General features: G+C 65.1%; 18 protein-coding genes. 10 read left to right on the forward strand and 8 right to left on the reverse strand.

The window, feature by feature from the left end; translation table 11 throughout:
• Positions 1-40 precede the first annotated feature (40 nt).
• Together purL and QF118_RS14080 are read left to right on the forward strand one after the other, a co-directional pair.
• Positions 41-2,200, forward strand: coding sequence for a phosphoribosylformylglycinamidine synthase subunit PurL (gene purL / locus QF118_RS14075; RefSeq protein WP_282299678.1), 2,160 nt, complete (start codon positions 41-43; stop codon positions 2,198-2,200).
• A 204-nt stretch (positions 2,201-2,404) separates the two neighbouring features.
• Positions 2,405-3,091, forward strand: a complete 687-nt coding sequence (locus QF118_RS14080; RefSeq protein WP_282299679.1) for a M48 family metallopeptidase — start codon at positions 2,405-2,407, stop codon at positions 3,089-3,091.
• 66 nt (positions 3,092-3,157) lie between these two features.
• Here the strand turns inward: QF118_RS14080 and QF118_RS14085 are convergent, their stop codons facing one another.
• A complete protein-coding gene (locus QF118_RS14085; protein WP_282299680.1) occupies positions 3,158-4,315 on the reverse strand; it encodes a YhaZ family DNA alkylation repair protein in 1,158 nt (385 codons plus the stop codon).
• Positions 4,315-5,094, reverse strand: coding sequence for an SDR family oxidoreductase (locus QF118_RS14090; protein ID WP_282302483.1), 780 nt, complete (start codon positions 5,092-5,094; stop codon positions 4,315-4,317). Before QF118_RS14090 ends, QF118_RS14085 begins: the two co-directional genes overlap by 1 nt.
• A gap of 142 nt (positions 5,095-5,236) precedes the next feature.
• Between QF118_RS14090 and QF118_RS14095 the strand changes: the two genes are divergently transcribed.
• Positions 5,237-6,253, forward strand: a complete 1,017-nt coding sequence (locus QF118_RS14095) for a Hint domain-containing protein (RefSeq protein ID WP_282299681.1) — start codon at positions 5,237-5,239, stop codon at positions 6,251-6,253.
• A gap of 97 nt (positions 6,254-6,350) precedes the next feature.
• Here QF118_RS14095 and QF118_RS14100 read toward each other — a convergent pair whose 3' ends face one another.
• Both QF118_RS14100 and QF118_RS14105 read right to left on the reverse strand, forming a co-directional pair.
• Entirely contained in the window at positions 6,351-6,566 is a 216-nt protein-coding gene (locus QF118_RS14100; RefSeq protein WP_282299682.1) for a hypothetical protein, read from the reverse strand.
• Positions 6,567-6,591: 25 nt separating this feature from the next.
• The gene (locus QF118_RS14105; protein ID WP_282299683.1) at positions 6,592-6,801 is read right to left on the reverse strand and encodes a hypothetical protein; all 210 of its coding nucleotides are present in this window, start codon (positions 6,799-6,801) and stop codon (positions 6,592-6,594) included.
• A 162-nt stretch (positions 6,802-6,963) separates the two neighbouring features.
• Here QF118_RS14105 and QF118_RS14110 point away from each other — a divergent pair, with 162 nt between their 5' ends.
• The gene (locus tag QF118_RS14110) at positions 6,964-8,571 is read left to right on the forward strand and encodes a peptide chain release factor 3 (RefSeq protein ID WP_282299684.1); all 1,608 of its coding nucleotides are present in this window, start codon (positions 6,964-6,966) and stop codon (positions 8,569-8,571) included.
• Between the two features lie 137 nt (positions 8,572-8,708).
• Positions 8,709-10,154: a hypothetical protein gene (locus tag QF118_RS14115; protein ID WP_282299685.1), complete on the forward strand. Its 1,446-nt coding sequence runs from the start codon at positions 8,709-8,711 to the stop codon at positions 10,152-10,154.
• Positions 10,155-10,205: 51 nt separating this feature from the next.
• On the opposite strand, the gene QF118_RS14120 is transcribed toward QF118_RS14115, so the two are convergent.
• From QF118_RS14120 to QF118_RS14135, 4 genes are all read right to left on the reverse strand, one after another.
• On the reverse strand, positions 10,206-11,960 hold the full coding sequence (locus QF118_RS14120; protein ID WP_282299686.1) for an OmpA family protein: 1,755 nt from the start codon (positions 11,958-11,960) through the stop codon (positions 10,206-10,208).
• A 137-nt stretch (positions 11,961-12,097) separates the two neighbouring features.
• Positions 12,098-13,351, reverse strand: coding sequence for a vWA domain-containing protein (locus QF118_RS14125; RefSeq protein WP_282299687.1), 1,254 nt, complete (start codon positions 13,349-13,351; stop codon positions 12,098-12,100).
• Between the two features lie 36 nt (positions 13,352-13,387).
• Complete coding sequence (locus QF118_RS14130; RefSeq protein ID WP_394357097.1) at positions 13,388-14,476, reverse strand: WD40 repeat domain-containing protein; 1,089 nt, start codon at positions 14,474-14,476, stop codon at positions 13,388-13,390.
• On the reverse strand, positions 14,466-15,374 hold the full coding sequence (locus tag QF118_RS14135; RefSeq protein ID WP_282299689.1) for an AAA family ATPase: 909 nt from the start codon (positions 15,372-15,374) through the stop codon (positions 14,466-14,468). Before QF118_RS14135 ends, QF118_RS14130 begins: the two co-directional genes overlap by 11 nt.
• A gap of 214 nt (positions 15,375-15,588) precedes the next feature.
• Between QF118_RS14135 and QF118_RS14140 the strand changes: the two genes are divergently transcribed.
• From QF118_RS14140 to QF118_RS14160, 5 genes are read left to right on the forward strand one after another with little or no spacing between them, the layout of a single operon-like run.
• A complete protein-coding gene (locus tag QF118_RS14140; RefSeq protein WP_282299690.1) occupies positions 15,589-16,620 on the forward strand; it encodes a glycosyltransferase family 2 protein in 1,032 nt (343 codons plus the stop codon).
• Entirely contained in the window at positions 16,617-17,273 is a 657-nt protein-coding gene (locus tag QF118_RS14145) for a hypothetical protein (protein ID WP_282299691.1), read from the forward strand. Before QF118_RS14140 ends, QF118_RS14145 begins: the two co-directional genes overlap by 4 nt.
• Positions 17,270-19,606 (forward strand): glycosyltransferase family 2 protein, encoded by a 2,337-nt coding sequence (locus QF118_RS14150; RefSeq protein ID WP_282299692.1) that lies wholly within the window; start codon positions 17,270-17,272, stop codon positions 19,604-19,606. The genes QF118_RS14145 and QF118_RS14150 overlap by 4 nt, the downstream gene beginning before the upstream one ends.
• Before the next feature lie 3 nt (positions 19,607-19,609).
• Positions 19,610-20,311, forward strand: a complete 702-nt coding sequence (locus QF118_RS14155) for an FkbM family methyltransferase (RefSeq protein ID WP_282299693.1) — start codon at positions 19,610-19,612, stop codon at positions 20,309-20,311.
• Between the two features lie 7 nt (positions 20,312-20,318).
• On the forward strand, positions 20,319-21,371 hold the full coding sequence (locus QF118_RS14160; protein WP_282299694.1) for a glycosyltransferase family 2 protein: 1,053 nt from the start codon (positions 20,319-20,321) through the stop codon (positions 21,369-21,371).
• Positions 21,372-21,421: the final 50 nt, after the last annotated feature.

Below are 21,421 nucleotides of genomic sequence, written 5' to 3' on the forward strand. Positions count from 1 at the left end.
GCGCGCGACGCCACACGTGGGGACGATTTTGGGGGACGACATGCAAGAACCTGCCATCACACAAGAGCTGATCGAAGCACACGGGATCAAGCCGGACGAATACGCCGAGATCCTGCGCATCATGAACCGCGAACCCACGTTCACCGAACTGGGCATCTTCTCGGCCATGTGGAACGAGCATTGTTCCTACAAATCCTCCAAGATCCACCTGAAAAACCTGCCGACCACCGGCCCGCAGGTCATCTGCGGCCCCGGTGAAAACGCCGGCGTGGTCGATATCGGTGACGGGCAGGCCGTGGTCTTCAAGATGGAAAGCCACAACCACCCCTCGTACATCGAACCCTACCAGGGCGCGGCCACGGGCGTCGGCGGCATTCTGCGCGATGTCTTTACCATGGGCGCGCGTCCCATCGCGGCGATGAATTCGCTGTCCTTTGGCGTCAAGGACCACCCCAAGACCCGCCAGCTGGTGCATGGCGTCGTCGAAGGCGTCGGCGGCTACGGCAACGCCTTTGGCGTGCCCACCGTCGGCGGCGAGGTCCGCTTTGACCCCGCCTACAACGGCAACTGCCTTGTGAACGCCTTTGCCGCCGGTCTGGCGGATGCGGACAAGATTTTCTACTCGGCCGCCTCGGGCGTTGGCCGCCCGGTTGTCTACCTGGGCGCCAAGACCGGGCGCGACGGCGTTGGCGGCGCCACCATGGCGAGTGCCGAATTCGACGAAAGCATCGAGGAAAAGCGCCCCACCGTTCAGGTTGGCGACCCCTTCACCGAAAAGCGCCTGATGGAGGCGACGCTGGAACTGATGCAGACCGGCGCGGTGATCTCCATTCAGGACATGGGCGCGGCGGGCCTGACCTGCTCGGCCGTGGAAATGGGCGACAAGGGCAAGCTGGGCATCCGGCTGGATCTGGAAAAGGTCCCCCAGCGCGAAGTGGGCATGACCGCCTATGAAATGATGCTGTCCGAATCCCAGGAACGCATGTTGATGGTTCTCGACCCGGCCAAGGAAGCCGAGGCAAAGGCCGTCTTTGACAAATGGGACCTCGATTTCGCCATCGTCGGTGAAACCATCGCCGAAGACCGCTTTCTCATCATGCACAACGGGGAATGCAAGGCCGACATGCCGCTGTCGCGCCTGTCCTCCTCCGCGCCCGAATACGACCGCCCATGGGAGCCCACCGCCCCCGCCGCCCCGCTGGACGATGTCCCGCAGATCGACCCGATCGACGGGCTGCGCGGGCTGATCTCATCGCCGAACTATTGTTCGCGCGAATGGGTCTACACCCAGTACGACAGTCAGGTCATGGCCGACACCGTGCGCATCCCGGGCTTTGGCGCCGGCGTGATCCGCGTCGACGGCACCGACAAGAAGCTGGCCTTCACCAGCGACGTCACCCCCCGCTACGTCAAGGCAAACCCGGTCGAAGGCGGCAAGCAGGCCGTGGCCGAGGCCTATCGCAACCTCACCGCCGTGGGAGCAAAACCCCTTGCCACCACCGACAACCTGAACTTCGGCAACCCCGAAAAGCCCGCCATCATGGGCCAATTCGTCGGCGCGCTGGACGGCATCGGTCAGGCCTGCATCGCGCTGGACATGCCGATCGTCTCGGGCAACGTGTCGCTTTACAACGAAACCGACGGTCAGGGCATCCTGCCGACCCCCACCATCGGCGCCGTGGGCCTCATCGCCGCGAACGAGGACCCGATCCTTGGCTATGCGCGCGACGGCCATGTTGCCCTGCTGGTGGGTGAAACCGCCGGCCACCTTGGCCAATCCGCCCTGCTGGCCGAGGTCTTCAACCGCACCGATGGCGACGCGCCGCATGTGGATCTGGCCGCCGAAAAGCGCAACGGCGACTTCATCCGCGCCAACCGCGCGCTGATCAAATGCTGCACCGACCTCAGCGACGGCGGCCTTGCACTGGCCGCCTTCGAAATGGCCGAGGCCTCGAACGTCGGCGTGCACCTCGACACCGACGACACCGCCACCCTCTTCGGCGAAGACCAGGCCCGCTACCTGATCGCCTGCAGCTTCGACAATGCCGAGGCGCTGATGATCGCTGCCGGCAAGGCCGGCGTCACGATCAAATCGGTCGGCAAGTTCACCGGCGACAGCATCCGCATGGGCCAGTCCGAAGCCCCGCTGGCCGAGCTTTCGGACCTCTATCGTGGCACCTTCGGCGCACTCTTCGGCTGATACCGCACCACACAGGCCGCCCCCTTTCCGGGCGGCCTGACCCTTCTCTCCCCCCCCCCCGTGTTTCTTTGTGCGACAAATATCCCGGGGGAGGCTCGTCAGAGCCGGGGGCAGCGCCCCCATGCCACGGCCCGACACGGCGCCCGGCACACAAAGACCGCAGCCCCCCTTTCCCTGCGCCCGCAGCCGCCCCATATTCCCACCATGATCAAGTTCACACCGATCCTTCTCGCCATCGCCTATGCGCTCGTCATGTACCGTTTCTCGGCCTGGCGCACCGGCAAGGAACTGGACGCCAAGTCCACCGAGCTCGCCGATGCGGGCCTCAAGCAGCTGACCGACCGCATGGCCGCAGCGCTGGACCTGCCGCGCATCCGCGTGAACATCTACGAGATCGAGCCGGTCAACGGGCTGGCCGCCCCCGACGGGCGGATCTTCATCACCCGCGGTTTCTTTGCCAAGTACCGAAGCGGCGAAGTCACCGCCGAGGAAATGGCCAGCGTCATCGCCCATGAACTGGGGCACGTGGCGCTTGGGCATTCGCGCCGCAGGATGATCGACTTTTCCGGCCAGAACGCCCTGCGCACCGCCATGGCGATGGTCCTGTCGCGCTTTTTGCCCGGCATCGGGGTCTATATCGCCAACGGGCTGACTTCGCTTCTGGCCGCGCGCCTGTCGCGGTCCGACGAATACGAGGCGGACGAATACGCCGCCGCGCTGCTGGTCAAGGCCGGCATCGGCGTCGCGCCGCAAAAGTCGCTGTTCCGCAAACTCGAGGCGCTGACCCAGTCGCGCGGCGGCGCCGTGCCCGCCTGGATGATGTCGCACCCCAAGACCGAAGAGCGCATCAAGGCGCTGGAAAAACTCGAAGCGAAATGGGCCAAGGCCTGACGCAGCGCCTGCGGGGCACAGCCCCCCGCCCTACAGGTCCGCAGGCCACCTGAGTAGGACGGGCTTCTACCCCGCTGCCGAGTCGGCCTCGATCAGGTCAAACCCGGCCTCTGCCACGTCCTGTCCATTGACCTGAACAACCACCGCATGGGCGCCTGGATACAGCCGAAAGGTCGTGGCATCACCCTTCATGACATGGCTCTTGTCCAGAACCACCGGCTGCCCGGCCTTTGCCTGCACGCTTTTCAGCTTGAACACCTTTTCCGCCGTCCCGCCTGGCCGGGCAAAGCGCAGCCGGTAATCCACCAGCAGCGGCAGGTCCTCATTCGTTTGCAGCGTCACGCTGAACCGCAGGCGGTCCCCAATCGCCACCGGGTCCGTGGCAATCGCCACCGATCCCGACACCGCCCCGGCGCGGTACCCCAGCAGGTCCAGCGCCCCGCGTTCCCCGCGTTTCACCGCCGTGCGCAGGGCGTGGCGGGTGATCCAGGCCATTTCGCGCGGGTCCTGCCGCGCCTCGGCCTGCCATGCGCGCAGCCGCGTCACCACCGCGTCCGGCATAATCTTGGACAGATCGTTCATGTGATTGGCGACCGAGCGCGTGACAAAACGCGTCTTGTCGCCATGCAGCACATCCAGAAACCGCAGGGGTACGGCGGGGTCCAGCGTGATGTTGCGCGCCCAGGGCAGCTTGGGCCGGGTGCCTTCGCTGACCAGCCGGCGCACGTGGTAATTGTCGTCGCGCGCCCAAACGTCAAGCCGGGCCAGGGTTTCGTCCGGCCAGCGATTCAGGAAGGGACGGATGTAGTATTCCATCGAAAACCGCTGGGTGGCCTTGTGCAGCAGGTCCAGCGCGCGGTCGCGGTGATCCTCAAGCCCATGGCGTACCGCCAGAATTCCCGGCACAGCATGGATGAACCGGCCAAAGTCGTTGTCCCGCAAGCTCGGGTCCAGAGGCGGCGGCATCGCCGCCTCCAGCGCCTCGGCCATGGCCGGAAAGCCTGCGGGCAGGCGCGCTTCAAGGCAATCGGCGATCCAGTCGAGCCGTTCCATCAGCCCGCGCCCCGCCAGGCCCGCGACGACCTGCGCCGCAAAGCCATCGGCGTCAAAGCCGGGCAGCACGGCAAAGTCGCGCGCCAGATCCCCGATGCTGCCCGCGTTGAACAGTTGGTCAGCCAGCGAAAACCCCGCGCCGCCGCCCTTGCCGTCAGGCCCGCGCGCCATCAGATCGTGGCAAGCGTCGCGCCACCATCCAGCAGGATGTTCTGGCCAACGATGAACCCGGCATGCTGCGAACACAGGTAGGCGCACATCGCGCCGAATTCCTCGGGCGTGCCATAGCGGCGTGCCGGGATCGTGGCCTCGCGCTGCGCCTTCGCCTCGTCCAGCGAAATCCCCTGCTGCTGCGCCACGCCGGTATCCAGCGAAATCGCCCGGTCCGTCGCATGAATGCCCGGTAGCAGGTTGTTGACGATCACCCCCTGCGGCGCCACCTGCCGCGCGGTGCCCGCGACATAGCCGGTCAGACCGGTGCGCGCCGCGTTCGACAGGCCCAGCACCGCGATCGGCGCCTTGACCGATTGCGAGGTGATGTTCACCACCCGGCCCCAGCCCTTGTCGATCATCTTGGGCATCAGCGTGGTCATCAGGGCAATCGGCGTCAGCATGTTGCCGTCCAGCGCCTTGAGAAAATCATCACGCGTCCAATCGCTCCACATGCCCGGGGGCGGACCGCCCGCGTTGGTCACCAGGATGTCGACGTCGCCGGCGGCCTCAAGCACCTTGGCGCGGCCCTCCTCGGACACGATATCGGCGGCCACGGTCGTCACCTGCACCTGGAACCGATCCCGAATCGACTGGGCGGTCTGTTCCAGAGCCTCGGAGCCGCGCGCGTTCATCACCAGATCGACCCCCGCCTCGGCCAATGCCTCGGCGCAGCCGCGTCCCAAACCCTTGCTGGACGCGCAAACCAGCGCGCGCTTTCCACGAATTCCCAGATCCATCGCCTTCTCCCTGATATCCTGTTCGCCGTTCATGGCCGGTAAATGGCCAGCTACCGGGCCATATGATGCCACATTCCCCCGGCATACAATGGGGGTGCGCTATTGATTTCCCACAGGTTATGTGGCCCCCTGAGACCTTATCATGAACCAGTCCGACACCCCACGCCCCAGTCAAAGCCTGCCTGTCTACCGGGCAGAGTTCCTGCGCGTGGTCAATGGCGCAAACCTGGGCGACGCGCTGGGGTTCGCGGACGAGCTGTGCATGGACGACATTTACAGCCTGTCGCCGCTGGCCTCGACGGTTCAGCTGGGTGTCATCAATTCCGCCACCTCGCCTTTTGAAATCGCCGAAGACAGCGAAAGCGGCACCCCCGGCGCCGATCTGCATCTGGATTGCTGCGTCACCTTCATGAGCGGCGATGGCGCCACCACCGAATGCCTTGTGCTGGTGGAAACCGATGCCCAGGGCCATGCCATGCAGGTCTATGCCCTGCCGCTGGCCCCGATGAACCCAAAGGCCGATTACGTGCTGGTCGGGGTGAACCGCGACAATGCCCTGCAACGCTTTGCCCAGGTGGCCTGCGTGTCCTTTACCAAGGGCACCGCGATCACCATGGCATCAGGGGCGCAAAAGCCGGTCGAAGAGATCGCCATCGGTGACAAGGTGCTGACCCGCGACGCCGGCATCCAGGAAATTCGCTGGATCGGTCACCAGACCGTGCGCGCCGTCGGGGCCTTTGCGCCGATCTGCATCCGGCAGGGCACGCTGAACAACACCCGAGACCTGATCGTTTCGCCCGATTTCCGGCTGTTCATCTATCAGCGCCAGGACCGGCTGGGCGCAGGCCGCGCCGAACTGCTGGTGCGGGCGCGACACCTGGTGAACGGCGATACCATCACAAGGCTGACCGGCGGCTTTGTCGATTATTACCAGATGCTGTTCGACGATCACCAGATCATCTATGCCGAAGGCATCGCCGCCGAAAGCATGCTGGTGGACAGCCGCACCTCGGCGGTCCTACCGGACGAGCTGAATGAAAAGCTGGCCGAGCTGATCCCCGGTCACGCCGGCAGCGGCCACCGCGCGCTGGAAGTGCAGGAAACCCTGCTGGCGCGCCCCGATGCGGCCGACATCCTGCGCAAATCCTCGGGCGGCTAGACGCCATTGCCCATATCGGCACCGGGCGCATTGGCGGACCGGCCCTCCCCTGCCGGTCCGCCTGCCCCCCCTTGCCTGGCCGCGCCAGGCCTTGTGCCTATTTGCGCAGCCCCTTGGGCGGCGCCATGTCGCTGTCGTCCCAGCCTGGTCTTTCGGGTGCGCCGCGCAACTCCTTGGGCCATAGCCCGCCCTCGGATTGCGCGCTGCACATCTGCAAGGTCAGGTGATTGCGATAGTCCGTCCGCGTCAAAAGCACCGCACCGCAATGCGGGCAGATGTCCCGGCCGTCTTCGGTCTTGGGCATCTTGGGCATGTCGCTGTCCTTTCCCGGGCGATCCTCAATCGCCACGATGGCCCCGCTTGTAGGCTTCTTTTTCCTCGGGGCTCATGTTCTGATACCCGTCATCGCGCGGACCACCCGAATTGGCCGGATCGTCGTGGTGTTTCTTGCGGCGGTCCTTGCCCTTTTTATAGGCCTGCTCGACCAGCAGTTTTTTCTGCGTGTTGCCGAACCCGCCCACACCATAGATGTCGTCGGTATTGGTCATGGCTTGTCTCCTCTCCAAGGGGCGCGCTTCGCCCTTTGATTGAAGCAAACCCGGGGCGTTCGCGCATTAACACCGGTAAAAATCTGGCGCTTTGTTCGCGCCGCGCCGTCCGCGCCAACGCAGCAGTGGACAAGGACGCGCCGTCTGCCTATACGCGCGCTCATGTTGGACACCGCCTCAAATCGCCCCGAATTGCCCGCCGAGATTGCCCGGCGGCGCACCTTTGCCATCATCTCGCACCCTGATGCGGGCAAGACGACGCTGACGGAAAAGTTCCTGCTGTTCGGCGGGGCGATCCAGATGGCCGGACAGGTCCGCGCCAAGGGCGAGGCGCGGCGCACGCGCTCGGACTTCATGCAGATGGAAAAGGATCGCGGGATCTCGGTCAGCGCCTCGGCCATGTCCTTTGATTTCAAATCCTTCCGCTTCAATCTGGTGGACACGCCCGGGCACTCGGATTTCTCGGAAGACACCTATCGCACGCTGACGGCCGTGGACGCCGCCGTCATGGTGATCGACGGGGCCAAGGGCGTGGAAAGCCAGACCCAAAAGCTGTTCGAGGTCTGCCGCCTGCGCGATCTGCCGATCCTGACCTTTTGCAACAAGATGGACCGCGAGGCGCGCGACGTCTTTGACATCATTGACGAAATTCAGGAAAATCTGGCGATCGACGTGACCCCGGCCAGCTGGCCCATCGGCATGGGTCGCGAATTCCTGGGCTGTTACGACATGCTCAACAACCGGCTGGAACTGATGGACCGGGCCGACCGCAACGTGGTGGCCGAGTCGATCAGGCTGGACGGTCTGGACGATCCCCGCCTTGCCGATCACATCCCCGCCCACCTGCTGACGCAGCTGCGCGAAGAGGTCGAGATGGCGCGCGAACTGCTGCCCACCCTTGACCCGCAATCGGTGCTTGAGGGGCACATGACCCCGATCTGGTTCGGCTCGGCGATCAATTCCTTTGGCGTCAAGGAACTGATGGAGGGCATCGCCACCTATGGCCCCGAACCGCAGGTGCAAAAGGCAACGCCGCGCAGCATCGCGCCCGAGGAACCCAAGGTCACCGGCTTTGTCTTCAAGGTGCAGGCCAACATGGACCCCAAGCACCGCGACCGCGTGGCCTTTGTCCGGCTGGCGTCGGGGCATTTCCTGCGCGGCATGAAGCTGACCCATGTGCGCACCAAGAAACCCATGGCGATTTCGAACCCCGTGCTGTTCCTTGCCTCGGACCGCGAACTGGCCGAAGAGGCCTGGGCCGGCGACATCATCGGCATTCCCAACCACGGCCAGCTGCGCATTGGCGACACCCTGACCGAGGGCGAAGCGATCCGCGTGTCGGGCATTCCGTCCTTTGCGCCGGAACTGCTGCAAACTGTGCGCGCGGGCGATCCGATGAAGGCCAAGCACCTTGAAAAGGCGCTGATGCAATTCGCCGAGGAAGGTGCCGCCAAGGTGTTCAAACCGATGATCGGCTCGGGCTTTATCGTCGGCGTCGTCGGCGCCCTGCAATTCGAGGTTCTGGGAAGCCGGATCGAGCTGGAATACGGTCTGCCGGTGCGCTTTGACGCCTCGCAGTTCACCAGCGCGCGCTGGGTCACCGGACCAAAGGCGGCGGTGGACAAGTTCATCAACGCCAACAAGCAGCATATATCCTATGACCACGATGGCGACGTCGTCTATCTGACGCGCCTGCAATGGGACATCGACCGGATCGAACGGGATTACCCCGACATCACCCTGACGGCGACAAAGGAAATGATGGTCTGACCTGCCGCCTGCGAGACGGGCTTGTGCAATCTGAAATTTCAGATTCTCCGCAGGGCACAACCTTTTGGGGAATTTTTCTTGACTTAACGTCACCCGAAAGGTGACTATCCCCGTCATATTTCAACGGGGGAAAATTCATGGAACGGTTCTTCGACACGGCCCGCGCGCGGGCTCATCTTTGTTCGGTCAGTGTGATCGCCCTTTGCGGACTTACCGCGCCCGCGCAGGCGCAAAACGTGCTGCCGACCGATGCGCAGGCCAGCTGCGCGGTGGATCCGACCGCCTTTGGTACATGGTTCGACAGCGGCACGGCCGCAGGCGGCGGCGCTGTCAAGCCTGCCAACGGTTTCGACTTTCCGCCCTCGGCCACCAACACCAAGTGCGATTTCTATAAATGGGGCGCGCAGATGTTCCTGTGGCTGACCTCGCCCGACCCGGCGGGCGGCGTGACCATCGACGGCGACAGCTTTTACGACGTGATGCCCGATGGCAGCGGCAAACGCCAGTTCGTGCCCAATGACGCGGGCCCGACCGTCATGCAGACCCGCAGCGTCAAGCCGATCGACTCCGAAGGCACCGGACAGGCCGGCGGCGGCGATGTGCTGATCAGCGCCAACAATTCGCTGGTCTATTACGGGGTGCACGCCAATGACATCTACGCCTGGTTCCGCACCGGGGTGGTTGACGGCACCTTTACCGGCGACATGGCCAAGGATTTTCCGACCACGCAGGCGGCGGCGCAGCAGGTCGTCGACTATGCAACCGCCAAGGGCGCAACGATCAGTGATCTGGATGCTTCGACGATGGAGCTGAAAACCTCGTGGGTGGATGCCAGCACCGTCGCGGACAAGACGCAATTCGTCACCGCCAGCGCGACGGTGCCCAAGTATACGATGACCTCGGACACGCAATGGACGCTGGACGGCACACAGCCGATGGAACTGGCGCTGGTCGGCATTCACATCGTCGCCCCGGTTCTGGGCCATCCCGAACTGGTCTGGATCAGCTACGAGCACGTCAACAACGCGCCGATGGCTGACTATGTCTATACCACCACCGCAGGCACCCAGTCGCTGCAGGCCTACAGCGCCAAGGGCGACTGGATTTTCGAGGTGGACGATACCTATACCCCGCCCGAAATCGTCCCCAATGCCTCGCAGCAAAGCAACGGCGATATCGCGGCGGCGACAGGCATGACGATCGGTCCGGTGCAGAACGCGCTCAAGAATCCCTGGGGTGTGGCGCCGGGGCCGAACAACGATGCGGGCAACAACACCGATCTGGTGTCGCTGAACGTCTCGCTCATGTCCCAGTTGGACGCGCTTGGCGATGTGCGGGGGAATTACTACCAGATCGGCGGGATCTGGACGGTGGACGGGCAATTGCCGCTGGGCGGCAGCGACGGCAACATTCGCGGCGGGCTGCGTCTGGCCAACTCCACGATGGAAACCTTTCACCAATACCCCGACCACAACGGGTTTACCTCGGAGAACTGCTTTACCTGCCATTCGGTCAGCAGCGAAACCGACCCGGGCGTCGGCGTCAGCCATATCTTTGGCAGCCTCAACCCCTTGACCCAATAACGAAAAAGGCCCCCACCCGCGTCTTGGGTGGGGGCCTGATTTCCAGTTCCGTCAGCGCAGCAGCGGCGTGATGCGGCGCACGGCGGCGCGGCGGTTGGCGCGTTCGGCCAGATCGGTCTGGATGCGCAGATCGCCCTCTCCATAGCCTTGCAAGACCAGGTTTTCCGGCGGAACGGCAAAGTATTCGGTCAGCGCCAGCGCCACGGATTCCGCCCGGCGGTCAGACAGCGCAAGGTTATAGCTGTATTGCCCCACCGCGTCGGTATGGCCTTCGACCAGGAAAACCTCGGCCGGGTTGGCGTCGATCATCCGGCGCATGGCGTTGCCCAGCGCCGCAAGGTCCGCCGCCTCTTCGGGACGAATCGCGGCCGAACCGGTGGCAAAGTTGATCGTGTCCACGGTGATCTCTGGCACCAGTTTGCGCACCGCGTCGATGTTGCGGATCTGGCTCAGCGAAAAGCTGCGCCCGGCGTCGATGCCCTGCTGCGCGGCCAGCGCGGCGGCCAGGTCCTGCGCCGCGACGTCGCGATAGTTCAGCGACTGCCGGTCGGTGACCTGCGGCAGATCGTTGACCACCACCCGTTCGCTGGCTTGGGTGTCATCGAACAGGACAACCTCGGTGCCGTCGGTCAGGATGCGGGTCCGGCGCAGCACGCGGCCATCGGCGGCGCGGATGGTTTCCACCTGCGAGCCATCTTCGTAGGTGACGATATTGCGGGTCGAGCCATCGTCATAGCGATAGGTCTGCACATCCGCGCCGGGGCGGCTGAGCAGCGCATCATCATTGCGCAGCACGCGCAGCTGACCCTTGTCCTCGATCACCACGCGGTCGCCGCTGTTGGACACCACGCGCTGGTCGTCGGACAGGATATCCGACAGAACTACGGCGCCAATTCCCAACAGGGCAGCCCCGGCCAGCACGTCGATATTGCTGTCGTTGTCCTTGCCCTTGTCCTTGCCTTTCTTGCCTGACAGCAGGCCGGTGTCGAAGTCTTCCGAGGACTGGCGCACGTCGTCCTTGGTGATCGTCTGTTCGATCACCTGCGGTTCGGACTGGCCGTCGCGGCTATCGTCGCCTGCGGCAGCGGCGGCCGGGGCATCATCCTCATCGGCCAGGGCATCGGCCTGATCCTGACCGCCAAGACGCTTGAACAGATCGTCAACGCTGGGCGGTTTGGGCGCGGTGGCGGTATCGGGCGCGGGGGTCGGTTCAGGGGCGGGCTGGGCATCGCGGCCATCGTCGGCAGCGGGGGCCGCATCAGCAGCGTCAGCGGCCGGGGCCGCATCGCCCTTGGGCGCGGTATCGGCCGTGTCCTGTCCGCCAAGGCGTTTGAACAGGTCATCGACGCTGGGTGTCTGGGGCGCAGGGGCCGGTTCAGGGGCGGCGGCGCTGTCGGCCTGCGGCGCGGGTTCGGGGACGGGTTCCGGCGCAGGGGCTGACTGCGGCGCAGCGGTGGATTGTTCAGGCTGCGGTTCGGGCGCAGGTTCCGGGGCTGGTTGCGGCGCAGGCGCAGGTTCGGGCGCAGGTTCGGGCGCGGGTTCAGCGGCCTGGGGGGCGGGCTCGGCCTCGGGCGCGGCTTCGGGGGCCTCGGCGGGGGCGGCCAGGCTGTCCAGCATGGCGCAGTCCAGACCCTCGGGCGCAGGCTTGCCGGCCTCGCACAGCTTTTGCAGCTTGCGCAGTTGCTTTTCGCTGGGCGCCTCAAGCAGGCCTCCGAGCAGCGAGCCGTTGCCCTGCGCCATGACAGGGGCACTCATGCCCAGCGCCAGCACGCTGGCCGATACGGTGGCAAACAAAATCGACTTCATCTGGGGGTCCTTTCCTCCATGCCCTGGATCGGGCTTGCAGAAGAAACGCACCAACGGCGGGTTTGGTTTCATCGCAGCCCGTCCAGGGGCGTCGGAGAGTATATAATGGCCCGGACAAAGCGCGATAAGGGACGCGCTCAGAGCATCTGCATCAAGCGCGCTTTTTCGCCCATGTCGTCGGGGCGCGAAATCGCCGTTGCAAGATCTTCGAGCGAGGCGATCGAATGGCCCGCGCGAAAGCTGTGCACATGCGGCAGCATGGCGCGAATGCCGGTGGCCTTGGGGGCAAAGCCATCCCAGCGGAGCAGCGGGTTCAGCCAGATCAGGCGGCGGGAGGACAGGTGCAACCGCTCCATTTCCTTCTCCAGCGCGCCTGCGTCGTCGCGGTCCAGCCCGTCGGTGATCAGCAGCACCACGGCGCCCTGCCCCATGACGCGCCGCGTCCAGTCGCGGTTGAACTGGTGCAGGCACTGGCCGATGCGGGTTCCACCCTCCCAGTCGTGCGCCTCGGCGCCGGCCGCCTTGAGCGCGGCATCGACATCGCGGGTGGCAAGGTGGCGGGTGATGTTGGTCAGCTGGGTGCCAAAGGTAAAGGCATGCACGCGTGCCCAGCCTGCGCCCTTTTCGTTGGCCACCGCATGCAGGAAATGCAGCACCATGCGGCTGTAATGGCTCATCGAGCCGGAAATGTCGCACAGCACCACAAGATTGGGCCAGCGCGGGCGCGGCTTGGCACGGGCAATGCTGTGGATTTCGCCGCCGCGGCGCAGGGCATCGCGGATCGTCTTGCGGTAATCCAGCCGGTGGCCTTGCGCCGAGGCCATGGAACGGCGCGACATGATCGGTTTGACCGGCAATTTCAGCCGCGCCAGCATGCGCTTGGCCTGGGCCATTTCCTCGTTCGACATCTGTTCGAAATCGAGGGTGCGCAGCTTTTCCTCGGTCGACATGGTCATCGAGGCGTCAATCTCGATCTGGGTGCCCTCTTCCTCGCCCTGTTCGCGTTCGGGCAGTTCGGGCATCTGATCGCCCAGCAGCGCCTGCGCGGCGCGCTTTTCGGCGGCCATGGCCAGCTTTTCCTCCTGCACGCCGCGCACGGCGGGCAGCATCAGGCTCATCATGTGTTCAAGGTAGCGCGGATCGCGCCAGTACAGGCGGAAGATCTGGGCAAAGACGGTGCGGTGTTCGGGGCGGTTCACGAAACAGGCGTGCAGCGTCCAGTAGAAATCCATCCGGTCGGTGAACCCGGCCGCTTCGACGGCGCGCACCGCGTCGATCACCCGGCCCGGCCCGACAGGCAGGCCGGCGCGGCGCAGGGCCCGCGCGAAGTGGATGATGTTCTGTGCCAGCCGCGGGTTTTCCGGCAGCTCGATCGGGATGTATTCAGCCATCGGACACCTTTCCCCCTGCGCCCTGCAGGGCGCGCATCATTGCGCCGCCTCCGGCGTGGGCCAGATCTGCACGCCCTCGGGAAAAATCGAGACCGCGAAACTGTCTCCCAAAGGATTCAGCGCCAGAGTTGACACCCCGCCCATGCCAAAGGAAATCTTTTGTTCCTGCACCCAAAGCCGTTTGCCGCTGGCAACATCCCACAATTCCACTGCGCTGCGATCACTTCCGCTGTCACCGGTCAAAAGCCGCGCGCCATCGGGCGTGAAGGCCAAGGCCCGGACGGACCCCGAGCCCGTGACCAACCGCTGCAGCACTGCGCCGCTGTCCAGATCGAACAGATAGGCCGCGCCCCTGGTGCCGCCAAGCGCCAGAAGCTGCCCGTCGGGGCTGAGCGCGCCGCAACGATACCGCGCGCCCGTGGGGGCCAGCGTCCTTGTCGGCAGCCCGGTTTCGGCATCGTAAATCCGCACGAAAAGGTCCAGCCCGGCAGCCAGCACGCGGCTGCCGTCCCCCAAAAAGCAGGCGAAATGCATCGGCCCTTTGGCCCCATGGGCCATGATCTGCCTGCCCGTCAGCGCGTCCCAGACCCGGACGGTATTGTCATTGCCACCCGCGACGATCCGGCTGGCATCGGCATTGTACGCAATCGACAGTGGCCCGATGCCAAGCCCTTCGTAGCGGCGCAGCTCCTGGCCCGTTTCGATTTCCCAAAGCCTCAGATTTCTGTGCTTGGGCCCCGTTCCGCCGCCCAGAAGCTGCCTGCCATCGGGATGAAAGGCCAGCGCATCGACATCCTCGGCCGGGGTCTCGTTGTACACGATCTCCTGGATCTGCTCGCCTGTCTGCGCGATCCAGATGCGGATGATGCCGCCGGTGCCGGTTGCGATCAGGCGGCCATCGCGGCTGTAGGCCATGGTGCTGGTGGATGGCTTAATTCGGTCGAACAAGGTCCAGGCGCTGGTCCCGACCGGCTGCGCAAGGGCAGCTGCCGGGACCAGGGCACCAAATCCGATTGACGCAAGGAACTCTCGGCGCTTCATTCTTGCACCCCGCTCAGCCGCCGCATCGGCCCCGGCATCGCCAAGGCCCCGGTCGGGCCGTGCCTGCGGCAGGTCAAGCCGCATCAAGCGAGGATTTCACCTCGTCCAGGATGCGCTTGGCTTCGGAGCCCTGGATTTTCTGGATGTCGTCCTGGTATTTCAGGATCGCGCCCAGGGTGTCGCTGATCACTTCGGGCGACAGGTCGATCACGTCCAGCGCCAGCAGGCATTTCGCCCAATCGATGGTTTCGGCGACGCCGGGTTTCTTGAAGACGTCCTCGGTGCGCAGGGATTGCACAAAGGCGACGATCTGTTTCGACAGGGTTTCGGCCAGTTCGGGGGCGCGGGTGTTGAGGATTTCGACCTCGCGCGCAAAGTCCGGGTAGTCGACCCAGTGGTACAGGCACCGGCGTTTAAGCGCGTCGTGCACTTCGCGCGTGCGGTTCGAGGTCAGGATGACGATGGGCGGTTCGGGCGCCTTGATGGTGCCGATTTCCGGGATGGTGACCTGAAAATCCGACAAGGCTTCGAGCAGGAAGGCCTCGAACGGTTCGTCGGTGCGGTCAAGCTCGTCGATCAGCAGGATCGGCGCGCCGTTTTCATCCGGGCGCATGGCCTGCAGCAGCGGGCGTTCGATCAGGAAATCGGGGCCAAAGAGTTCGCGGTTCAGCAGGTCGCGGTCGGCGTTGCCCTGCGCCTCGGCGGTGCGGATGGCGATCATCTGCGCCGGGAAGTTCCATTCATAGACCGCCGAGGAGGCATCAAGCCCCTCGTAGCATTGCAGCCGGATCAGGCGGCGGCCCAGGCACAGCGCCAGCGCCTTGGCGATCTCGGTCTTGCCGACGCCGGCCTCGCCCTCGAGGAACAGCGGGCGGCCAAGGCGCAGCGACAGGAAGACCACCGTCGCCAGAGCGCGTCCGCAGACATAGCCTGTGTCGCCCAGAACCTTCTGAACCTCGTCGATACTGTTGGGTATTTGCATGGCAGGGCCTCCTTGTCCCAAGGAAGTGCCTGCCATCCCCGGGGCGGTCAATAGCGCCAAAGTCGCAGGTGACGCCGGTTTTTCGTTGGAAAGTTGACGCCCTGTTCACCGGATGCGATGTTTGATGTCATAATCAACCACGGGCCCAAGGCCCGGACAAAAGCGACGGATCGGGACGAGCAGTGATGTCCTTGCAACCCGCGGGAGCGCCGCAATGCGCATAACCGCCGTGACCTGTGTCAAGAACGAAGGCCCGTTCCTGTTGGAATGGATCGCCTTCAACCGCCTCTTGGGCGTGACCGATTTCCTGTTTTACTCGAACGATTGCAGCGATGGCACCGACCGGCTTCTGGATGCGCTGGCGGCGCGCGGCGGGCTGGTGCACCTGCCCAACCCGGCGCAGGGCCGCAATTACCAGATGGAGGCGCTGAAGGATGCGGCGCGCCAGAAGATCGTCAAGACCGCCGATTGGGTCTGGATCGCGGATGTGGACGAGTTTCTGAACATCCATGTCGGCAACCACACCATTCCCGCGCTGATCAGGGCCTGCGGCAATCCGCAGGCGATCAGCGTGACCTTTCAGTTCTTTGCCAATTGCGGGATCGACGGTTTCCGGGACCGGCCGGTGATCGAACAGTTCACCCGGTCGCACAATCCCGACCTGTGGTGCGATCAGACCGCGATCGAGGTGAAATCGCTGATGCGCCAGGATTTCCCGCTGCGCTATTTCGGCGCGCACCGGCCGTTCTTTCGCGACGACCTGCCCAAGGCCGAGCTGCCGGTCTGGACCGATGGATCGGGGCGGCGGGTGTCGCACAAATACCTGGTGGCGGCCAATCCGCGCCGCATCCGCAAGTTCCCGGCCCATGGCGCACGGCGCTTTGCGACGCTGAACCACTATGCCTTGCGGTCCCTTGACAGCTATCTGGTCAAGAACGACCGCGGCGACGTCAACCGCGAGAACCGCGCCTTTGACGATACCTACTGGCGCGAACGCAACGATCCAGCCTGGGAAGACACCAGCATCCGGCGCTATCTGCCGGCGTTGAACGCCGCGCTGGCGCAAATGAAACAGGACCCCGAAATCGCCGCCCTGCACGCGGACTGCGTCGCGCTGCACCTGGCCAAGCGCGATGCGCTGATGGCGCAGCCAGCCTATGCCGAGATGCACGCGCATCTGCGCAGCCTGCCGACCGAACCGCCCGCCGAATACGCGCTGATGCAAGAACTGGGGTTGGTGACATGAGCCGGGTCAAGCTGGTCAACCTGGGACTGCCGAAATCCGGCACCACGACCCTGGCCGAGGCCTTGACCCGTGGCGGCTGGTGCGCCGCCGATCACAAGGTGCGCCGGGTGCACACCAAGGATCCGCTGCTGGGCGGCACCTTTGTTGCGCGCCAGATCTATAACGGCTATTTCAACAGCGGCGATCCCTTTGAATTCCTTGACATCTATGACGCGCTGACGGAAATCAGCGTGCTCAAGGCGGATGTGTCGCTGTGGCCGCAATGCGATTACGCACTGCTCAAGGCGATGCGGATGGCGCGGCGCGATGTGCTGTTCGTCGCCACCTGGCGCCCGGCCGAAGAGCTGTCGGACAGCATGCGGCGCTGGAACAACCTGGGCAAGGATCGCCTGCCCTCGGGCACCCTGCCGGGCCTGCCGCGCGGCTTTGGGCAGACCGACAGCCAACGCATCCGCTGGATCGAGGGGCATTACGACATGCTGCGCGATCTGTTCGGCGGCGATCCGCGCTATCTGGAACTGCCGGTGGCCGCGCCCGATGCGCGCGACCGGCTGGCCGCCCATATCGGCCTGGACCTGCCCTGGTGGGGCCGCGCCAATGTCAACCGGGACAACCCGGCACGGCCCGACGATCCGGCACAGGGGGCCGCATGAAACGGATATTCCTGCACATCGGCCCGGACGGCCCGCACAGCGACCGGATGCAGCGCATCCTGGATGCCAAGCGCGGACAGCTGGCGCGCAAGGGCGTGCTGTATCCGCGCAGCCCCGGCGCGCGCAACCACACCCGGCTGTTCATGGCGGTCAGCGAACCGGGCAACGTCGACAGCCTGCGCTTCAACCGCGGCTTTACCGATCCGGAAAAGCAGGCGGCGCTGCGCGCCGACGTGATGCGCGCCCTGAAGGACGAGGCCGCCGCCAGCGAGGCCGAGACGCTGATCCTGTCCTGCCATCAGTTCGGCAGCGGTCTGACCGAGCGCGGCGAACTGATCCGCCTGCGCGACCTGCTGGCGCCGATTTGCCCTGACATCACGGTGGTCGCCCACCTGGACGATCCGGCGCGCATGCTGGTGCGGCGCTATGCCGGGCAGCTGTTCGAGGGCCGCAGCGCCCCGCTGGACCTGGAGCTGGGATTGCTGGACGCCGCCGATTTTCGCGCCGCCGCCCTGGCCACCCGGCCCGACATCGACCCGCCCTCGGGCCGGTTCGCCGAAGTGCAGGGCGCCAATTTCTGGCTGGACTTCAAGGGCCTGCACGACGCCTGGGCCGATGTGTTCGGCACGGTGCAGCTGCGCAGCCTCGATCTGGAGCGGCTATATTCCGACAAGGGCACCGAGGAAATCCGCGAAAGTTTCGCCATCGACAAACGCATCGGCAAGGCCGAGGCCGAACCGATGCCCGACCTGCCGCCCGCCGCCTGGATGGCGCGCTGCCGGCAGTTCAACGACACGCTGCTGCGGCTGCTGGACCGGCGCGACATGATCCTGCCGCGCCCGCTTTGGCGCAAGCTGCTGGGCGACATCAAGGTCCAGGGCCCGGCCATCGCGCCCGGCAGCCTGGCCGCCGTCTCGGACCGGTTCCGCAAGGATCTGCAGGACCTGAGCAAGGCCCATCCCGGCCTGGCGATGAAGCACCTAAAGCCCGACGCCCCCTGCCCGCCCTGGACCGAGGCCGATCCGCTGTTCGGCTTTCGCGCCACGCAATACCTGGCGGCGATGGACTGGCGGCTGAAACAGGCGACCAAACAGGCACGCGCGGCGCAGGCCCCGGACCCGGTCGAAACCGCACGGATCGACGACATCCTGTCGCCCGCCGCGCGCAGCCTGCTGCCCCCCCGCGCCAAGCAAAGCTTTGCCCATATCCGCAGCTCGATCTTTGCGCCGCACAACCGCCTGGGCCAGATCGACGAAGAACAGCTGGCCGCCGCCTATACCCCCGCCGCGCCGCGCGCCCTGCCCGGCGGCAGCACCGGCCGCGTCATCGTCGGCTGCATGAAGAACGAGGCGCCCTATATCCTTGAATGGATCGCTTATCACCGCGCCATCGGCGTCGACAGTTTCCTGATCTACACCAACGATTGCGACGACGGCACCGATGCGCTGCTGGACCGCTTGCAGGACATGGGCGTCCTGCAGCATCGCGACAATTCGCACTGGACCGGCAAGTCGCCCCAGCAATTCGCGCTGGACGCGGCGCTGGATGAACCGCTGGTCAAGGCCGCCGACTGGCTGATCCATATCGACGTCGACGAATTCATCAACGTGCGCTGCGGCAACGGCACGCTGGACGATTTCCTGCAACGCGTTCCCGGCGCCACCAATGTCGCCATGACCTGGCGGCTGTTCGGGCACAACGGCGTCACGCGCCTGTCAGACGATCTGGTGATCGACCAGTTCGACAGCTGCGCCCCGAAATACTGCCCCAAACCGCATACGGTCTGGGGCTTCAAATCCATGTTCCGCAATATCGGCGCCTATCAGAAATTGTCCTGTCACCGCCCCAACAAGCTGACCAAGGGCAGCGAAGGACAGGTGAAATGGGTCAACGGATCGGGCCAGGACATGACCGCCGAGGCGATCAGGAACGGCTGGCGCAGTTCCAAGCAGTCGATCGGCTATGACCTGATCCAGCTGAACCACTATGCCCTGCGCAGCGCCGAAAGCTTTCTGATCAAGCGCCAGCGCGGGCGCGCGCTGCATGTCGACCGCTCGATCGGGCTGAACTACTGGATCCGCATGGATTGGGGCGGCAACCGCGACGTCACGATCAAACGCAACATCCCGCGGGTGCGCGCGGAAATGGACCGCCTGTTGCAGGACGCGCCCCTGCGCCAGCTGCACCAGCGCGGGCTGGACTGGCACCGCGCCAAGGCGGACGAATTGCACCGCATGCCCGAGTTCCAGGAGCTGTACCAGCAGGCCCTGGACCTGCGCCTGACCGAAACCGAACGCGTCGCCTATGCGCTGACGCTGGATATGGATAGTTGACCGATGGATCAGGTGACTGACAAACCCCGCAACCCGTTCATCATGTCGCGCGGCATGAAGATCCCCAAGCATCCCCAGCTGACCACCGGCCGGGTGCGCGGGGCGCTGAAATCCGACACCTATGAACGCAAGGAATGCGAGGCGGTGATGCGCATCGTGCGCCCCGGCGATACGGTTCTGGAACTGGGGGGCGGCATCGGCTACATGTCGACCCTGCTGGCGTCGGTCAAAAAGGTTCAGCGCGTCGTGACGTACGAGGCAAACCCGGCCCTGATCCCCTATATCCGGTCGGTGCACGCGGCCAATGACGTCACCAATGTCGATCTGCGCAATGCCCTGCTGATGCCGCGCGCCGGTGATCCCCTGCCGTTTCACATCCGCCGCAACTTTCTGGCCTCGTCGATGGATGGCGACGTCGATGTCGCGGATATCGTCGAAACCGCCCAGGTGCCGCAGCATGGCATTTGCGAGGTGCTGGAGGCCGAAAAGCCCAGCGTTCTGGTCTGCGACATCGAGGGCGCCGAGGCGACCTTGTTGCCCAGCGGCGACTGGTCGGGCCTGCGCGCGGCGATCATTGAACTGCACCCGCAATGGATCGGCCCTGCCGGGGTGCGGGCGGTCTTTGACGCCATGCATGCGGGCGGCCTCACCTATTTCCCCAAAGGCTCCGAAGGCAAGGTCGTCACCTTCCGCCGCGACTGGTAGGCCCGCGATGAAGATCACCGCCGTCCTGTGTGTGCGCAACGAAGGCGCCTTTGTGCTGGACTGGCTGGCGCATCACCTGGCCTGCGGCGTCAGCCATGTGGTCGCCCTGTCGAACGATTGCCAGGATGGCACCGATTTGATGCTGGACCGGCTGGCGCAGCGCGGGCTGGTCACCCATATCCGCAACGATGGCCCGCACGACAAGGGCGGCATCCAGTTCAGCGGGCTGAAGCTCGCGGACCGGGCGCCCGCCGTGCAACAGGCCGACTGGCTTCTGGCGCTGGACATCGACGAATTCGTCAATGTCCATGTCGGGGCGCGCACCCTGCCCGACCTGATCGCCGCCCTGCCCGGCGCGACCGCCATCACCCTGACCTGGCGATTGTTCGGCAATTGCGGCGTCACCCGCTTTGAGGATCGCCCGATCCCCCAGCAATTCACCCGCGCCGCACCCGAAATCATGCACTGGCCCTGGCGCGCCGCCATGTTCAAGACGCTGTATCGCAACGATGGCACCTATGCCAAACTGGGCGTCCACCGTCCCCGCAGCCCTGACAAGGCGCGTCTGGACCAGGCCCGCTGGGTCGATGGCAACGGCGCCCCGCTTGGCGCCGATTTCCTGACCAGACGGATCTTTTCGAACTACGGGCGGCCGATGTACGGGCTGGCGCAGCTGAACCACTATCCGCTTGGCGCGATGGAAAGCTACCTTCTCAAGGTCGATCGCGGGCGCGCGGTGCATTCCGATCAACTGCTGGGCATGGACTACTGGACCGAGCGCAACTGGTGCGTGGACGAGGACAAAAGCATCCTTGCGCTGGACCAGGCCACGGCGCAACACCGCGCCGATCTGGCCGATGACGCGGTGCTGCAGGACCTTCACGCTGCGGCGCTGCGCTGGCGCCAGGCGCGCTTTGACAGCCTCATGGCGCAGGAACCCTATCGCGCCCTGTTTGCCCGGCTTTTGATGACACCCCCGGCGCGCCCGATCACCCCTGCGGCGGCGCGGTTCCTGACCAAACAGGCGCTGCGCGATCCGGACAATCAGGACAAGACCTGAGCAAGGGGGCCGCCCGCAGGGCCTTTCCCCTAGAATTTCCGCGTATTTGG

Origin of the sequence: Tropicibacter oceani, from assembly GCF_029958925.1 — a bacterium.
Lineage (GTDB): Bacteria > Pseudomonadota > Alphaproteobacteria > Rhodobacterales > Rhodobacteraceae > Pacificoceanicola > Pacificoceanicola oceani.

What these genes read in the sequence shown, in the direction of transcription:
- QF118_RS14150 (WP_282299692.1), top strand. Translation starts at nt 17,270, where the DNA reads ATGAAACGGATATTCCTGCACATCGGCCCGGACGGCCCGCACAGCGAC.
- QF118_RS14100 (WP_282299682.1), bottom strand. Translation starts at nt 6,566, where the DNA reads ATGCCCAAGATGCCCAAGACCGAAGACGGCCGGGACATCTGCCCGCAT.
- purL (WP_282299678.1), top strand. Translation starts at nt 41, where the DNA reads ATGCAAGAACCTGCCATCACACAAGAGCTGATCGAAGCACACGGGATC.
- QF118_RS14080 (WP_282299679.1), top strand. Translation starts at nt 2,405, where the DNA reads ATGATCAAGTTCACACCGATCCTTCTCGCCATCGCCTATGCGCTCGTC.
- QF118_RS14135 (WP_282299689.1), bottom strand. Translation starts at nt 15,374, where the DNA reads ATGCAAATACCCAACAGTATCGACGAGGTTCAGAAGGTTCTGGGCGAC.
- QF118_RS14130 (WP_394357097.1), bottom strand. Translation starts at nt 14,476, where the DNA reads ATGCGGCTTGACCTGCCGCAGGCACGGCCCGACCGGGGCCTTGGCGAT.
- QF118_RS14115 (WP_282299685.1), top strand. Translation starts at nt 8,709, where the DNA reads ATGGAACGGTTCTTCGACACGGCCCGCGCGCGGGCTCATCTTTGTTCG.
- QF118_RS14125 (WP_282299687.1), bottom strand. Translation starts at nt 13,351, where the DNA reads ATGGCTGAATACATCCCGATCGAGCTGCCGGAAAACCCGCGGCTGGCA.
- QF118_RS14085 (WP_282299680.1), bottom strand. Translation starts at nt 4,315, where the DNA reads ATGGCGCGCGGGCCTGACGGCAAGGGCGGCGGCGCGGGGTTTTCGCTG.
- QF118_RS14105 (WP_282299683.1), bottom strand. Translation starts at nt 6,801, where the DNA reads ATGACCAATACCGACGACATCTATGGTGTGGGCGGGTTCGGCAACACG.
- QF118_RS14155 (WP_282299693.1), top strand. Translation starts at nt 19,610, where the DNA reads ATGGATCAGGTGACTGACAAACCCCGCAACCCGTTCATCATGTCGCGC.
- QF118_RS14110 (WP_282299684.1), top strand. Translation starts at nt 6,964, where the DNA reads ATGTTGGACACCGCCTCAAATCGCCCCGAATTGCCCGCCGAGATTGCC.
- QF118_RS14095 (WP_282299681.1), top strand. Translation starts at nt 5,237, where the DNA reads ATGAACCAGTCCGACACCCCACGCCCCAGTCAAAGCCTGCCTGTCTAC.
- QF118_RS14090 (WP_282302483.1), bottom strand. Translation starts at nt 5,094, where the DNA reads ATGGATCTGGGAATTCGTGGAAAGCGCGCGCTGGTTTGCGCGTCCAGC.
- QF118_RS14160 (WP_282299694.1), top strand. Translation starts at nt 20,319, where the DNA reads ATGAAGATCACCGCCGTCCTGTGTGTGCGCAACGAAGGCGCCTTTGTG.
- QF118_RS14120 (WP_282299686.1), bottom strand. Translation starts at nt 11,960, where the DNA reads ATGAAGTCGATTTTGTTTGCCACCGTATCGGCCAGCGTGCTGGCGCTG.
- QF118_RS14140 (WP_282299690.1), top strand. Translation starts at nt 15,589, where the DNA reads ATGCGCATAACCGCCGTGACCTGTGTCAAGAACGAAGGCCCGTTCCTG.
- QF118_RS14145 (WP_282299691.1), top strand. Translation starts at nt 16,617, where the DNA reads ATGAGCCGGGTCAAGCTGGTCAACCTGGGACTGCCGAAATCCGGCACC.